The sequence below is a fragment of the Candidatus Sodalis sp. SoCistrobi genome (assembly GCF_900143145.1).
Classification (GTDB): Bacteria; Pseudomonadota; Gammaproteobacteria; order Enterobacterales; family Enterobacteriaceae; genus SoCistrobi.
The window spans coordinates 1-15,122 of the sequence record NZ_FRDB01000051.1 but is presented as its reverse complement, the minus strand read 5'-3'; the positions used below and the strand labels follow the sequence as shown (position 1 = coordinate 15,122).

Genomic DNA, 15,122 nt, shown 5'->3' with positions numbered 1-15,122 from the left:
GCATGATTACCAGTGACAACTGGGGCAGCTATGCAAGAGAGGTGCCGAAGCAGAAACATCTGACTGGCAAGATCTTCACGCAACGTATAGAGCGCAATAACCTGACGCTCCGTACCCGCATTAAACGACTGGCGCGTAAAACGATTTGCTTCTCGCGCTCTGTCGAGATCCACGAAAAAGTCATCGGAGCCTTCATCGAAAAACACATGTTCTACTTATTGGAGTCATTACCCGTGCGCTTTAGCCGGCCGAAACGCTGGATGAGCCGCTTCACCGACAGCGCTGCGTTAAGCGTAGAGCAACGCTTGCTGCGTTACTGGCAGCGCTCGCAAAAGCCGCTGTTGTAACGATAAACCTGCCGGCTGTTGTTACGTCGAGGTCCCAGCGGTAGACAACAGCCAAACGTCGCGATGTAAGCGCCGCGTGCGTTAATAGCCATTATCGTCACGGCGAAGCGGCTTCGGGCGTTAATCGCCGCCACGGTGACTGCGGATCGGCGCGAAAAGCCACGGCAGCGGGCAGGAGCGGCATACCCTCATCCTTAGCATGGTCATCGGGCAACAAGTTATTGCCGGCAAGACGGAAAGCGCTACACCCTGTTTCGCATCCTTTCACATCGAAAGCCGCGCGGACGGCTGGTTGAATCACTGTTTAGTTAGCGCGCCGCCGACAGGTTGCGGCGAAGGAGCGAGGGTATGGCACCCTTTTCGCGCCGGCGTTCGCTGCCGGTGGTGGCTGACGCAGAACAGCTAGAGAGGGACAAACGCTGCTGATGTTTTCAGCCCGACCTTTCACTTGATAACCTGCGCCGATGCGTAATTTATCCCGCATTTAACCACGGTGCCCGCCGGACCGGCCGAAGGGCGCCGCCCTCATCGCGGCATTGGCGATGACGGGGCGCGCTATATCAGTCTGCCAAATGATATTTTTCCGACAGAACATGAGCAAGATGCTTGAACATATTAAAGACGGCGGTGGTCTTGCGCGTAGGTATTCCATGCTCATCGAGAAAAAACTCACCGCGAAAAACAAGTACCGGTCCTTTCTGTGCATATAGTCTTCGTGCTCGCGAATTATCCGGTTCGCTTCTCTTAACAGACTTTTTCTGTCTATGGCGATGGTGAAGCTGTGCATATTTGTCACTCCTGTGTTAACGCGTGTCCTATTGTAATACCCGGTTGTGTTTGTCGGCAAACCGACTAAGGTTTATTCGTTTAGTTTACGGTTTTGCTAATTGAGTAGCAGGTAAAACCATTTTTTCCCCCGCTTATTGGTTGCACCAGTTTTTTTATCATGTACAGTGTGGCCCTCCGCGCGTCGGGTGGTTATTTTGTTACCGATTAGCGGGGAAATAAGCAGCGATTGCCTACGCTTATTATAGAAATAAGCGTATTATCAAGAAGTTGGCCAGATGTCCTCCCGTTTGAGAAGCGCAACAAAAACTGGTTGATTTTTGGCGGCACTGCCGCAATATAAAAAAAGAGGTATGCCCAGCCAGGGTCTGGCGCAAAAAACTTCTTATTGCAGAAGACATCACTCAGGTAAAGGTAAAAATGGGTAAAGCTCTCGTTATCGTTGAATCGCCGGCCAAAGCCAAAACGATTAATAAATATTTAGGCAAAGACTACGTGGTTAAGTCCAGCGTCGGTCACATCCGCGATTTGCCGACCAGCGGTTCAGCCAGTCAAAAGAGCAGCGACGCCAGTAAAAAGAAAAAAGGCAAGCCGGACCCGCAACACGCATTGGTCAACCGAATGGGCATCGATCCTTACCATGGCTGGAAAGCCCGGTATGAGATTTTGCCCGGTAAAGAGAAAGTGGTGACCGAGCTGAAAGCGCTAGCGGAAAAAGCCGATCATATCTATCTTGCGACCGACCTTGACCGCGAAGGGGAAGCCATCGCCTGGCATTTGCGCGAAGTGATCGGCGGTGATGATAAACGTTTCAGCCGGGTGGTGTTCAACGAGATCACCCGCAACGCGATTACCCAGGCCTTTGAACAGCCGGGCGAGCTGAATATTGACCGGGTTAATGCCCAGCAGGCGCGGCGGTTTATGGACCGCGTGGTGGGCTATATGGTGTCGCCGCTGCTGTGGAAAAAAATTGCCCGCGGCCTGTCGGCCGGACGGGTCCAGTCGGTTGCGGTCAGGCTGGTAGTGGAGCGCGAGCGGGAAATAAAAGCCTTTGTTCCCGAAGAGTATTGGGAACTGCATGCCGATCTGCAAACCGCGCAGGCAGTGCCGCTGGCAATGCAGGTGACGCATCAGCGGGAAAAACCCTTTAAGCCGGTCAATCAGCAGCAAATACAGGCGGCGCTGGACGGGCTTGAACAGGCGGACTACGTGGTCAGCGACAGGGACGATAAGCCGACCAGCAGCAAGCCGGGAGCGCCGTTCACCACCTCGACGCTGCAACAGGCGGCCAGCACCCGCCTGGGCAATGGCGTGAAGAAAACCATGATGTTAGCGCAGCGGCTGTATGAAGCCGGGCATATCACCTATATGCGTACCGACTCCACAAACTTGAGTCAGGACGCTCTTGATATGGCGCGCGGCTATATCGGTGCGTCTTTCGGCAATCCCTATCTGCCGAAGCAGCCTAATGAATACGCCAGTAAAAATAATGCCCAGGAAGCGCATGAGGCGATACGTCCCTCCGACGTTAACGCCTTGGCGGAACAGCTAAAAGACATGGAAGCCGATGCGCAGAAACTTTACCAGCTGATATGGCGTCAGTTTGTCGCCTGCCAAATGACGCCGGCGCAATATGATTCCACCACGCTAACCGTTACCGCCGGCGAGTTTCAACTGCGCGCCCGCGGCCGCACGCTGCGTTTCGACGGCTGGACCAAAGTCATGCCGGCGCTGCGCAAAGGCGACGAGGACCGGACCCTGCCGGCGGTAGCGGCAGGCCAGCCGCTTACGCTTAGCAAATTGCTGCCCAGTCAACATTTTACCAAGCCGCCCGCCCGCTACAGTGAAGCCTCGCTGGTGAAAGAGCTTGAGAAGCGAGGGATTGGCCGACCATCGACCTATGTCTCCATCATCTCCACCATTCAAGATCGCGGCTATGTCCACGCGGAAAACCGCCGGTTTTATGCGGAAAAAATGGGGGAAATCGTCACCGATCGCCTGGAAGAAAATTTCCGCGAGCTGATGAACTATGATTTCACCGCCAAGATGGAGGATACCCTCGATCAGGTGGCCGCCAATCAGCAGGAGTGGAAGCGGGTGCTGGATGCCTTCTTCCAGGAATTCAGTCAGCAGTTGGAAAACGCCGAGAAAGATCCCGAAGACGGCGGCATGCGGCCCAATCAGATGGTGATGACCAGCATCGACTGCCCGGTCTGTGGCCGCAAGATGGGGATCCGTACCGCCAGCACCGGCGTCTTCCTCGGCTGTTCGGGCTATGCGCTGCCGCCGAAAGAGCGCTGCAAAAACACCATAAATTTGATCCCGGAATCGGAAACCCTGAACGTGCTGGAAGGCGACGATGCAGAAACCAATGCGTTGCGCGCACGCCGCCGCTGCGGGAAATGCGGCACCGCCATGGACAGCTATGTTATCGACGGCCAACGCAAACTCCACGTGTGCGGCAATAACCCGCTATGCGACGGTTACGATATCGAACAGGGTGAGTTCCGAATCAAGGGCTATGATGGTCCGGTCGTTGAATGTGAAAAATGCGGCGCGGATATGCACCTGAAATTGGGGCGCTTCGGCAAATACATGGCCTGCACCAACGACGACTGTAAGAACACCCGCAAAATCCTGCGCAATGGCGATGTGGCGCCGCCGAAGGAAGATCCGGTGCCGCTGCCCGAGCTGCCGTGCGAGAAGTCGGATGCTTACTTTGTTCTGCGCGACGGTGCGGCGGGGGTTTTCCTGGCTGCCAACACCTTCCCGAAATCCCGCGAGACCCGCGCGCCGCTGGTGGCCGAGTTGGCCCGCTTTCGCGATCGCCTGCCGGAAAAGCTGCGCTATCTGGCCGACGCGCCCGTCGCGGATGACGAGGGCAATAGTACGTTGGTGCGTTTCAGCCGTAAAACCAAGCAACAATATGTGTCCTCGGAAAAGGACGGCAAAGCCACCGGCTATACCGCCTTCTATATCGATGGCCAATGGCAGGTGACTAAAAAGTAATCCTGCCGGTGTCTCTTAGCCAACCTCGCGGTTGGCTTTTTTTTTAATTGATAATTAAGTGATATTAAGTGTTTTTTTATGATTAAATAGTATTAGTCATAACCAACGCTTTTAAGCGCTTTCGCGGAACCGGGTTCGACCCCGGTCCGGCGGGCTTGCGCCGTGCGTCAGGTTCACGGTATTCGTCAGGACAAGCCAATGAAATTGCAGCAACTTCGTTATATTGTGGAAGTGGTTAACCACAACCTGAATGTCTCCTCCACCGCTGAGGGGCTTTATACCTCTCAACCCGGCATCAGCAAGCAGGTGCGAATGCTGGAGGATGAACTTGGCGTGCAGATTTTCGCCCGCAGCGGCAAGCACCTGACCCAGGTTACGCCGGCGGGTCTAGAAATTATCCGCATCGCGCGCGAGGTGCTGTCCAAAGTCGATGCCATCAAGGCGGTCGCGGGGGAGCATACCTATCCTGACAAAGGATCGTTGTACGTGGCGACCACCCATACCCAGGCGCGCTATGCATTGCCGGAGGTGATTAAGGGGTTTATCGCGCGCTATCCGCGGGTATCGCTGCACATGCATCAAGGCTCGCCCACCCAAATCGCCGAAGCGGTGTCAAAGGGGATGGCGGATTTCGCCATCGCAACCGAAGCGCTGCATCTGTATGACGATCTGGTGATGCTGCCCTGTTATCACTGGAACCGGGCCATCGTGGTGTTGCCGGACCATCCTCTCGCCGGCAAGCGATCGCTGTCTATCGAGGAGCTGGCGGCTTTTCCTCTGGTGACCTATACCTTTGGTTTTACCGGCCGCTCCGAGTTGGACACCGCCTTCAACCGCGCCGGTCTGACGCCGCGCATCGTGTTTACCGCCACCGATGCCGATGTGATTAAAACCTATGTACGCATGGGGCTCGGGGTTGGCGTCATCGCCAACATGGCGGTGAATACCGAAGCGGATCCGGATTTGGTCAAAATCAACGCCGATGATTTGTTTGCCCAGAGCACCACCAAAATCGGTTTTCGTCGTAGCACCTTCCTGCGCAGTTATATGTATGATTTTATTCACCGCTTCGCGACGCACCTGACCCGCGATGTGGTGGATATGGCGGTAGCGCTGCGCTCCAATGAGGATATTGAAGCGATGTTTAAGGACATCAAGCTGCCTTTGAAGTAACCGCACCACGTTAGCCACCGTCGATTTAGTCACCGTCTATTCGTCACGCCCGGCGCTGACCGCTGCGGCGTTGACTTGCCACTGGCGTTGACTTGCTACGCTTGCTGGTAAGTACTGCGCGCGGGTTGTGCCATTAGCCCATGCCGGCGGCCGCTCATCATTTCACGCCGTTCGCCGCCGTTGCGTCTGGGGCAACGGCGGCCCGCGCGGATGCTCCCGAGGCTGCGCGGTTGCTGTCGCGCTCGTTACCCGGGGCAAAGTCACCTCCGCCGCTATTTATAACGCCACGTATGCTGCATGGCCGCTAGGTATAACGAAGGGTTGCCGCCGCAGCCGCTATTTATGGCGGCGGAGGAATTAGGCCGCCGGGGCCACGCCGCGGCCGCAATTTATGGCGGCGAAGGAAATAGGCCACCGGGGCCACGCCGCGGCCGCAATTTGTGGCGGCGAAGGAAATAGGCCGCCGGGGCCACGCCGCGGCCGCGATTATGGCGGCAAAGGAAATAGGCCGCCGGGGCCACGCCCTGGCCGCAATTTATGGCGGCGAAGGGAATAGGCCGCCGGGGCTACGCCGCGGCCGCAATTTATGGCGGCGAAGGAAATAGGCCGCCGGACCACAACGCGTCCTGTATAGGGGTTTTGCCAATCGCAGTGATAATCCGCCTATGTTATGAAAACGTTGCCGTTTGTTTGTACTATCTTTAAATGATTACCTCAACCCGAATAGGGTTATGACAATAATGATTTTGTTTGGAGGAGTTATGTCGTCATCAATTAAAGAAGCAAGCAGGGATACGCTCACCGCACACCATAGAACCTACCATTTTTTCAGTCTGGCGCTGGCGGCTGAACATTTGGGACCCGTTGATAAACTGCCCAAGTCGATGAAAGTGCTGCTGGAAAATCTTCTGCGCCATCAAGATGAGGTTATCGTCACCGAGGCGCACCTGCGCGACGTGGCAGGCTGGCTGAAAACCGCCCATGCGGAGGGGGAAATCGCCTATCGTCCCGCCCGGGTATTAATGCAGGACTTCACCGGGGTGCCGGCGGTAGTCGATTTGGCGGCCATGCGAGAGGCGGTGAAACGACTGGGCGGGAATGTCGACAAAGTGAATCCGCTCTCGCCGGTCGATCTGGTCATTGACCATTCGGTCACCGTGGACGCCTATGGCAGCGAGGACGCGTATGCCGAAAACAATCACTTGGAAATGTCGCGCAATCGCGAACGTTATACCTTTTTGCGCTGGGGGCAAAACGCCTTCAGCCGTTTCCGCGTGGTGCCGCCGGAAAACGGCATCTGTCATCAGGTGAATCTGGAATACCTTGCCCAGACCGTCTGGCACGAAGAGCAGGGCGGGCAAGAGATCGCCTATCCAGATACGTTGGTCGGTACCGACTCCCATACCACGATGGTTAACGGACTGGGGGTGTTGGGCTGGGGCGTTGGCGGGATCGAGGCGGAGGCGGCCATGCTCGGCCAGCCGGTGTCGATGCTGATCCCGGACGTGGTAGGGTTTAAATTGACGGGTAAGCTCAATGAAGGTATCACTGCGACCGATTTAGTGCTGACCGTGACGCAAATGCTGCGGGCGCACGGCGTGGTGGGCAAGTTCGTCGAATTTTACGGCGACGGGCTGGATAAACTGCCGCTGGCGGACCGGGCGACGATTGCCAATATGGCGCCGGAATATGGCGCGACCTGCGGTTTTTTTCCAGTGGACGCCATTACTCTCGACTATTTGCGGCTGACCGGGCGCAGCGAGGCTCAGGTCGCACTGGTCGAGGCCTACAGTAAACGTCAGGGGCTGTGGCGTCAGGCGGGCGACGAGCCGGTGTTTACCAGAGCACCCTTGAGCTTGATATGGAAAGCGTGGTGGCGAGCCTCGCCGGCCCGCGTCGTCCCCAGGACCGGGTGGCGCTGCCGGCCGTGCCGGGGGCGTTCAAAGCCACTGATGAGCTGGCGTTAGGCAAACGCGCCGAACCGGTTGCGCAGCCGTTCGAGCTGGACGGTGAAACCTACCGGCTGGATCAAGGCGCGGTGGTTATCGCCGCCATTACCTCCTGTACCAATACCTCCAACGCCAATATTCTGATGGCCGCCGGGCTGCTGGCGCGTAACGCGGTCAAGAAAGGCCTGCGCAGTAAGCCTTGGGTGAAAACCTCGCTGGCGCCGGGCTCCAAGGTGGTGACTGATTACCTCGCGGCGGCCGGGTTGACGCCTTATCTTGACCAGTTAGGTTTCAATCTGGTGGGCTACGGCTGTACCACCTGTATCGGTAATTCCGGCCCGCTCAAACCCAGTATCGAAGCCGCGATCAAGGCCGGCGATTTGACCGTCGGCGCCGTGTTGTCCGGTAACCGTAATTTTGAGGGGCGCATCCATCCGCTGGTGAAAACCAACTGGCTGGCATCGCCGCCGCTGGTGGTGGCGTATGCGCTGGCGGGCAATATGCTGATTAATGTCAGCGAGAATCCGCTGGGCAGCGGAACCGATGGCAAACCGGTTTATCTGCGCGACATCTGGCCCAGCTCGGAAGAAATTGCCGAGGCGGTGGCGCTGGTCAATAGCGAAATGTTCCACAAAGAATACGGCGAAGTCTTTACCGGTAGCCACGAATGGCGTTCAATCGCGGTCAATCGCGACGCCACCTACCAATGGCAGCCGGATTCGACCTATATTCGCCTGACGCCGTTTTTTGAGGATATGCTGCATCAGCCAAAACCGGTGGAAAATATCCGCGGTGCGCGCATCCTGGCCATGCTGGGGGATTCGGTAACCACCGACTATATCTCGCCCGCGGGCAATATCAAGGTAGACAGCCCCGCCGGACGTTATCTGCAACAACACGGCGTCAGCACGGAAGACTTCAACTCCTACGGTTCACGGCGCGGCAATCATGAAGTCATGATGCGCGGCACCTTCGCCAATATCCGCATTCGCAATGAAATGGTGCCGGATATCGAAGGGGGCTATACCCGCCATGTGCCTTCCGGTGAGGCGCTGGCGATTTACGACGCCGCCATGCGGTACGCCGCCGAGCAGGTGCCGTTGGCGATTATCGCCGGTAAAGAGTACGGCTCCGGCTCCAGCCGCGACTGGGCGGCGAAGGGGCCCAGGCTTTTGGGGATCCGGGTGGTGATTGCCGAGAGCTTTGAGCGCATCCATCGCTCCAATCTTATCGGCATGGGCATCCTGACGCTGGAATTCCCGCACGGTGAAACCCGCAAAACGCTAGGCTTAAGCGGTGATGAAACGATTGACGTACCTGACCTGGCGGCGCTAAAGCCCGGCTGCGATGTCCCGGTGACCTTTACCTGGCCCGACGGCCGCCGCCGCACTATCGAGGCGCGGTGCCGTATCGACACCGGCAATGAGTTGACCTATTACCGTCACGACGGCATCTTGCACTATGTCATCCGCAATATGCTGAATGAACCGGTGGGTGATCCGGCCTGACATTGCGTGTGGCGAGGCCTCTGCCCGCCTGCGCCGGAGGTTGGGTGAATCGGTGGGGGATCCGCCCTGACGTTGGGTGCGGCAAGGCCTCTGCCCGCCTGCGCCGGAGGTTGGGTGAATCGGTGGGGGATCCGCCCTGACGTTGGGTGCGGCAAGGCCTCTGCCCGCCTGCGCCGGAGGTTGGGTGAACCGGTGGGGGATCCGCCCTGACGTTGATGGCAGCGAGGCCAATGTCTGACTGCGCCGGAGGGGGACGAAAGGCGACCCGGTGCCGGAAGGCGCGGGGGCAGGCGGCTCAAGCCACCGGCAACCCGGCCGCGCGGGGGCGGGATAACCCGCACCGGCGTTTATTCGGCGGGACCGTTAAGCAAATGCCCCATTTTGGCGGCCTTGGTATCCAGATAGCGGGCGTTTTTCGGGTTGCGGCCAACGATCAGCGGCACCCGTTCGCTAATATTGATGCCGGCCTCGGTCAGTATTTCGACCTTTTTGGGATTATTGGTCAACAAACGTATTGTTTCGACGCCCAACAATTTAAACATGTCGGCGCAGAGGGTGAAATCCCGCTCGTCGGCGGCAAAGCCGAGCTGATGATTGGCTTCGACCGTATCGGCGCCTTTGTCCTGCAGAGCGTAGGCGCGGATTTTGTTCAACAGGCCGATATTACGGCCTTCCTGGCGGTGGTAGAGCAATATGCCGCGCCCCTCTTCGGCGATATGACTCAGCGCCGCCTCCAGTTGGAAGCCGCAATCGCAGCGCAGGCTGAACAGGGCATCGCCGGTGAGGCATTCGGAATGGACACGCGCCAGCACCGGCGCCGGGCCGGTGATATCGCCATAGACCAACGCCAAATGGTCTTGCCCGGTGGCGATTTCCTCGAAGCCCACCATCAGGAAATCACCCCAGGGTGTCGGCAGTTTGGCTTCTGCCACACGTTTAAGCTGCATGTTGCTCTCCAAAACCTAAGAATGACGCGCATCTTACTGCCTGCTGTGTCGTGTGACCAGCACCAGCGCAAGAAGGCGCCTCGATCGGAATCCTCTGGGTTCTATTTTGCCATAAATTTACCCTATGACGGGATTTGTTGCGGTCAACTGGCGACAAAATGCGCAACCAACACGCCGTTAACCATTGTTTAGGGCACTTTCTGTTAAGCTTGCCTGCGGCCGTCGCGCACCCTGACGGCAATCCGTAAAAAAGGAAAATCAATGGTTGAAATTGCAAAACGCACCGGTCTGGGGGCGCTGCTACTGATGGTGTTACCGCTGGTGCTGTGGGCCAGCGGCTGGCAGTGGCAGCCGGAAAATGACTATCGCTGGCTAAAAGGGTGGTACTGGCTGACGGAAACCGTGACCTCGCCCTGGGGCACCCTGACCAGCGCGCTGCTGATAAGCTGGTTTCTCTGGTGTCTGCGTTATCGTCTCAAACCGGCGCTGGGGCTGGCGGCGATGTTGACCGCAACGTTACTTATCGGCCAAGGCATGAAATCGTTCATCAAAGAACGGGTGCAGGAGCCCAGGCCCTATGTGGTCTGGCTGGATAAGCATTATGCCATCGACGATCGGGCGTTTTACGCCATGCCGCGCAAAGCGCGTAGTGCGGCGGTAGCGCGGGAACTAAAGGAGCAGCAGGTGATCCCGCCCTGGCTGCAGAAGCATTGGCGGGCTGAAACCGGTTTTTCGTTTCCCTCCGGCCACACGATTTTCGCCGCCAGCTGGGCGTTGCTGGCCGTGGGATTGCTCTGGCCGCGTCGTCACAGGGTCTCCACCGTGGTGCTGATGCTTTGGGCTAGCGGCGTGATGGTCAGCCGCATGGCGCTCGGTATGCACTGGCCGCGGGATGTGGTCATGGGCGTCGCCGTCAGCTGGCTGGTGATAACCCTAGGGTGCTGGCTGGTGCAGCGTTGGATTGGCGCACTGACGCCGACGCCGGAAGAAGCGCCGGATATTCGCTCGCGCGGGTGAGGGAGCCGGCCAACCGTCCTTTGCGCCGGGCCGGCAAAGAGAAAAGCACCGCCGGCGGTTGGGTTTTCCCTGTGGCGGCCCTATAGTAATTATTCAACGTGCGCCAATATTGCCGCCGCAGTGAAGCGCGCCGCCGGCAGGCGATGTCCCCTATCGCAGGGGAAAATTTCCTTCATAACCGGGGAAATGGTAATTTAACCGTGTCAGATGAGCTAAGCGTCTGAACATACGACTAACACGGCTTGCGGGAAATCATGTGAAATATGTTCTGATAATGTTGCTGGTGCTGGTGATTTTTATCATCTCCGTTACCTTTGGCGCGCACAACGATCAGGTGGTGACCTTTAACTACCTTTTGGCGCAGAGTCAATTTCGTGTGTCGACCTTACTCACCTCACTGTTCGCCGCCGGATTCATCATCGGCTGGGTCATCTGCGGCCTGTTCTGGTTACGCACGCGTGTAGCGTTGCTGCGGGCCGAACGCAAGGTGAAACGCTTAGAACAGCAGCTTGCGCCGCTGGAAACGGTAACCACCGCGCCCGCCGGCGCGCCTGCCGTTACGCCTAAGGAATAACGCATTATGTTAGAACTGCTGTTTCTGTTGCTGCCCGTGGCCGCCGCCTATGGCTGGTATATGGGGCGCAGGAGCGCGCAGCAGGATAAACAGCAGGAAGCTAACCGTCTTTCCCGGGAGTACGTCGCCGGGGTGAATTTTCTATTGTCCAACCAGCAAGATAAGGCGGTGGACCTGTTCCTCGATATGTTGAAGGAGGACAGCAACGCCTTTGAAGCGCATCTGACGCTGGGCAATCTGTTTCGTTCCCGCGGCGAGGTCGACCGCGCTATCCGCATCCACCAGGCGTTGATGGAAAGCACGTCGCTGACCTTTGAGCAGCGGTTGTTAGCCATCCAGCAACTGGGCCGCGATTATATGGCGGCCGGGTTTTACGATCGCGCTGAAGATATGTTTAGCCAGTTGGTCAATGAAGACGACTTCCGGGTGGGGGCGTTGAGTCTGCTGCTGCAGATCCATCAGGCGACCAGCGAATGGTCGAAGGCGATAGACGTCGCGGAAAAACTGGTCAAGCTCGGCGAAGAGCAGCGCCGGGTGGAAATTGCCCATTTCTACTGCGAGCTGGCGCTCCAGGCGATGGGCAGTGACGATCTGGATCGCGCCGTGGCGCTGCTGAAAAAAGGGGCGGCCGCAGACAAAAATAGCGCGCGGGTGTCCATCATGCGCGCCAGAATATTCATGGCGCAGCAAGATTATGCGGGCGCGGTCGGCGAATTGACGCGGGTGCTGGATCAGGATCGTGAAATGGTCAGCGAAACGCTGCCGATGCTGCAGGAATGCTATCAGGCGTTGGATCAACCCGCCCAATGGGCCGAATTTCTTAAACGCTGTGTGCAAGAAGACACCGGCTCGGCGGCGGAGCTGCTGCTGACCGACATCATCGAGCGCGAACAGGGGCCGGAGGTGGCGCAGGGCTATATCAATCAGCAATTGCGTCAGCATCCGACCATGCGTATGTTTCACCGGCTGATGAACTTTCATCTCAGCGAGGCGGAAGACGGCCGCGCCAAGGAAAGTCTGCAGACGTTGCGCGATATGGTCGGCGAACAGATCCATACCAAACCCCGCTACCGCTGCCAGAAATGCGGTTTCACCTCCCATAGTCTGTATTGGCATTGTCCATCGTGTAAATCCTGGGCCTCGGTCAAGCCCATACGCGGTCTGGACGGCCAGTAACCGCTTTCAGGTAATGTCAGCCTGAAAAGATCGGGTTAGTCGCCGCCCCGCTGCCGCGGCGGCGACTAACCCGCAGCAAACCTGGCGCCGTGCGGGCTGGGCTTTTTTGCCGCCGGCGGGTAAAATGGCCTGATGATAACGGGCCTGCGCAAGCGGGCCGCCAACCAGAGATGTTTCATGACGCGCACGATTGTATCTTCCTCTTCCCCTTTAACCGCGCAACCGGCGGGCTCGCCGGTGATAGTGGCATTGGATTATGCCGATGCCCGTCAAGCGCTGGCGTTTGCCGACCGCGTGGCGCCGTCCCAGTGCAGGCTGAAAATCGGCAAAGAAATGTTCACACAAGCGGGACCGGCGCTGGTGCGTGACCTGCAGCAGCGCGGTTTCGAGGTTTTCCTCGACCTGAAATTCCACGATATCCCTAATACGGTGGCCAAAGCGGTCAGCGCGGCGGCGGAATTGGGGGTATGGATGGTCAATGTGCACGCCAGCGGCGGTGAACGCATGATGACGGCGGCGCGGCAAGCGCTGGTGCCGTTCGGGGCCGACGCGCCCGTGCTTATCGCCGTCACGGTGCTGACCAGTATGAATGATGAGGACTTGCGGGGGATTGGCATTGCCGGCAGCGCCTCGGACCACGCCGTGCGTCTGGCCATGTTGGCGCAAGCGTGCGGCCTGGATGGGGTGGTGTGCTCCGCCTGGGAAGCCGCGCGGCTGAAAACCGATTGCGGCGCGGATTTCGCGCTGGTGACCCCGGGGATCCGCCCCGCCGGCAGCGACGCGGGAGATCAGCGCCGGGTGATGACGCCGCTGCAGGCGCAGCAGGCGGGCGTGGATTATATGGTGATCGGACGTCCTATTACCCAGGCCGCCGATCCTGCGGCCGCCCTGGCGGCGATTTTGCAAGAACTGCAAGCCGGAGGTGCCGATGTCTGATGCAAACCGGCTAGTGTATTCCACCGACGGCGGGCGCATTAAAACGGAGGAGGCGCCCGCGCCGCGTGCGTCAGGGGACGGCATTGTGCGCCTGCAGCGGCAAAGGAGCGGCCGAAAAGGCAAAGGCGTATGTCTGATTACCGGCCTCGATTGGGATGACGCGGCGTTGCAGTCTCTTGCCAGCGAGCTGAAAAAGAAATGCGGCACCGGCGGGGCAGTGAAAGACGGCGTCATTGAGATTCAGGGCGATGATCGCGATAGGTTAAAACAGCTTTTAGAAGCGCGGGGTCTGAAGGTCAAGCTGGCGGGCGGTTGAAGGAATGCGCCTAGCCTAAGCTGCTCGCCACACCGCGTGAGATAACGGTGTGGCGGCGCAGGATTAACGGACAACGGACATCAATCTACCTGATGGCCAATGATCCCGCCGACGGCGGCGCCGCCGATAGTGCCAAGACCACTGCCGTGGGTCAGGACCGAGCCGCCGATAGCGCCGGCGCCAGCGCCGATGGCGGTGTTGCGATCGCGTTTCGACCAATTCGAGCACGCGCTCAGCGATAAAGCCAGGGTAACCGCCAGCGCCGCGGCGGCCATGCGTTTAGAGGTTGAGCTCATCATCACGTTCTCCATATCCAGCTGTTATATTGAATTACCTTGAAATAATTATAGACTTATTCGCAACATTTAGCTTGTTTGGCGATTAATGATGATCTTTTAATAATCAATTGTTTACACCTTTTCCAAAGGTTAAATAATCCGAAATTTCCCTCCTGAACCCTGGCTGATACGTTTCCTAGCGTCCCGATAGCAGAACCACGCCCGATCTTCAGCCGGTTTACCCATACCGGAGCCGCACGCCGGACCGGACAATAGCCTTATCTTGGGATAAGGAGAACGCCATGCTAAACAGTCTGAAACAACAGGTGTTGGAGGCGAATCTGGCGCTGCCGCAGCATCAGCTGGTTACCTTTACCTGGGGTAATGTCAGCGCGGTGGATCGGGAAAACGGCCTGATGGTGATTAAACCGTCCGGCGTCGATTATAGCGCCATGACCGTAGACGACATGGTGGTGGTGGAACTGGCGAGCGGCCGGCGGGTGGAAGGGCGGTGCAAACCCTCATCCGACAGCGATACTCACCGGGCTCTGTATTTGGCGTTCGAGGCGTTGGGCGGCATTGTGCATACCCATTCCCGCCATGCCACCATCTGGGCGCAGGCGGGGCGGGATATTCCCGCCTGGGGCACGACCCATGCCGACTATTTCTATGGCGCGATCCCCTGTACCCGGCTGATGACCGATGATGAGATTAATGGTCGTTATGAATGGGAAACCGGACAGGTCATTGTGGAGACTTTTCGGCACCGGGAGCTCAGTCCTGCGACGGTGCCCGCAGTGCTTGTTAACGCCCACGGGCCTTTTGCCTGGGGCAGCGACGCGGCAAATGCGGTGCACAATGCCGTGGTGCTGGAAGAAATTGCTTACATGGGGATTTTTTCCCGCCAGCTCAGCCCAGAGCTACCGGCGATACAGCGCAGCCTGCTGGTGAAACATTATATGCGCAAGCACGGCAAAGATGAATCACCCCGGATAAATTAGAGTCTATACTTTAAAAGTGGAGGTCTCTATGACAACGACCAAACGTTACTCTCCGGAAGTCCGTGAACGGGCAGTTAATCTAGTGCTGGAAACTCAGCATGAGCA

Annotated in this window: 10 protein-coding genes and 3 pseudogenes; 10 read left to right on the top strand and 3 right to left on the bottom strand. The window is 57.9% G+C overall.

From position 1 onward, the window contains the following. Positions 1-215, top strand: a pseudogene (locus tag CINSTRO3249_RS05475) (IS1 family transposase); the annotation flags it as partial. A 692-nt stretch (positions 216-907) separates the two neighbouring features. On the opposite strand, the pseudogene CINSTRO3249_RS05470 reads toward CINSTRO3249_RS05475, so the two are convergent. Next, a pseudogene (locus CINSTRO3249_RS05470) lies at positions 908-1,134 on the bottom strand (DUF2498 family protein). Between the two features lie 419 nt (positions 1,135-1,553). On the opposite strand from CINSTRO3249_RS05470, the gene topA reads away from it, so the two are divergent. The 3 genes and pseudogenes from topA to acnA all read left to right on the top strand — a co-directional run bounded on the left by topA (position 1,554) and on the right by acnA (position 8,772). Next, positions 1,554-4,142: a type I DNA topoisomerase gene (gene topA, locus CINSTRO3249_RS05465; protein ID WP_074012510.1), complete on the top strand. Its 2,589-nt coding sequence runs from the start codon at positions 1,554-1,556 to the stop codon at positions 4,140-4,142. A 198-nt stretch (positions 4,143-4,340) separates the two neighbouring features. Beyond that, on the top strand, positions 4,341-5,315 hold the full coding sequence (gene cysB, locus CINSTRO3249_RS05460; RefSeq protein ID WP_074012509.1) for an HTH-type transcriptional regulator CysB: 975 nt from the start codon (positions 4,341-4,343) through the stop codon (positions 5,313-5,315). A gap of 761 nt (positions 5,316-6,076) precedes the next feature. Beyond that, positions 6,077-8,772, top strand: a pseudogene (gene acnA, locus CINSTRO3249_RS17570) (aconitate hydratase AcnA). A 347-nt stretch (positions 8,773-9,119) separates the two neighbouring features. Here acnA and ribA read toward each other — a convergent pair. Next, the gene (ribA, locus tag CINSTRO3249_RS05450; RefSeq protein ID WP_074012508.1) at positions 9,120-9,719 is read right to left on the bottom strand and encodes a GTP cyclohydrolase II; all 600 of its coding nucleotides are present in this window, start codon (positions 9,717-9,719) and stop codon (positions 9,120-9,122) included. 261 nt (positions 9,720-9,980) lie between these two features. On the opposite strand from ribA, the gene pgpB reads away from it, so the two are divergent. From pgpB to yciH, 5 genes are all read left to right on the top strand, one after another. Further along, positions 9,981-10,736 carry a phosphatidylglycerophosphatase B gene (pgpB, locus tag CINSTRO3249_RS05445; RefSeq protein WP_074012507.1) on the top strand — a complete coding sequence of 252 codons (756 nt, stop codon included), beginning with the start codon at positions 9,981-9,983 and terminating at the stop codon, positions 10,734-10,736. A gap of 256 nt (positions 10,737-10,992) precedes the next feature. Further along, positions 10,993-11,310, top strand: a complete 318-nt coding sequence (locus CINSTRO3249_RS05440; RefSeq protein ID WP_074012506.1) for a LapA family protein — start codon at positions 10,993-10,995, stop codon at positions 11,308-11,310. Between the two features lie 6 nt (positions 11,311-11,316). Then, complete coding sequence (lapB, locus tag CINSTRO3249_RS05435; protein WP_074012505.1) at positions 11,317-12,486, top strand: lipopolysaccharide assembly protein LapB; 1,170 nt, start codon at positions 11,317-11,319, stop codon at positions 12,484-12,486. A 177-nt stretch (positions 12,487-12,663) separates the two neighbouring features. After that, positions 12,664-13,422 (top strand): orotidine-5'-phosphate decarboxylase, encoded by a 759-nt coding sequence (gene pyrF, locus CINSTRO3249_RS05430; RefSeq protein WP_074012511.1) that lies wholly within the window; start codon positions 12,664-12,666, stop codon positions 13,420-13,422. Beyond that, positions 13,415-13,738 carry a stress response translation initiation inhibitor YciH gene (gene yciH / locus CINSTRO3249_RS05425; RefSeq protein WP_074012504.1) on the top strand — a complete coding sequence of 108 codons (324 nt, stop codon included), beginning with the start codon at positions 13,415-13,417 and terminating at the stop codon, positions 13,736-13,738. Before pyrF ends, yciH begins: the two co-directional genes overlap by 8 nt. An 80-nt stretch (positions 13,739-13,818) precedes the next feature. Here the strand turns inward: yciH and osmB are convergent, their stop codons facing one another. After that, on the bottom strand, positions 13,819-14,034 hold the full coding sequence (gene osmB, locus CINSTRO3249_RS05420) for an osmotically-inducible lipoprotein OsmB (RefSeq protein ID WP_084790120.1): 216 nt from the start codon (positions 14,032-14,034) through the stop codon (positions 13,819-13,821). Positions 14,035-14,318: 284 nt separating this feature from the next. Here osmB and araD point away from each other — a divergent pair, with 284 nt between their 5' ends. Beyond that, on the top strand, positions 14,319-15,017 hold the full coding sequence (araD, locus tag CINSTRO3249_RS05415; protein WP_074012502.1) for an L-ribulose-5-phosphate 4-epimerase: 699 nt from the start codon (positions 14,319-14,321) through the stop codon (positions 15,015-15,017). Positions 15,018-15,122 lie beyond the last annotated feature (105 nt).

Bases quoted from the DNA above. Each gene is read 5' to 3' on its own strand.
- topA (WP_074012510.1), top strand. From the start codon at position 1,554: ATGGGTAAAGCTCTCGTTATCGTTGAATCGCCGGCCAAAGCCAAAACG.
- cysB (WP_074012509.1), top strand. From the start codon at position 4,341: ATGAAATTGCAGCAACTTCGTTATATTGTGGAAGTGGTTAACCACAAC.
- ribA (WP_074012508.1), bottom strand. From the start codon at position 9,719: ATGCAGCTTAAACGTGTGGCAGAAGCCAAACTGCCGACACCCTGGGGT.
- pgpB (WP_074012507.1), top strand. From the start codon at position 9,981: ATGGTTGAAATTGCAAAACGCACCGGTCTGGGGGCGCTGCTACTGATG.
- lapB (WP_074012505.1), top strand. From the start codon at position 11,317: ATGTTAGAACTGCTGTTTCTGTTGCTGCCCGTGGCCGCCGCCTATGGC.
- pyrF (WP_074012511.1), top strand. From the start codon at position 12,664: ATGACGCGCACGATTGTATCTTCCTCTTCCCCTTTAACCGCGCAACCG.
- yciH (WP_074012504.1), top strand. From the start codon at position 13,415: ATGTCTGATGCAAACCGGCTAGTGTATTCCACCGACGGCGGGCGCATT.
- osmB (WP_084790120.1), bottom strand. From the start codon at position 14,034: ATGAGCTCAACCTCTAAACGCATGGCCGCCGCGGCGCTGGCGGTTACC.
- araD (WP_074012502.1), top strand. From the start codon at position 14,319: ATGCTAAACAGTCTGAAACAACAGGTGTTGGAGGCGAATCTGGCGCTG.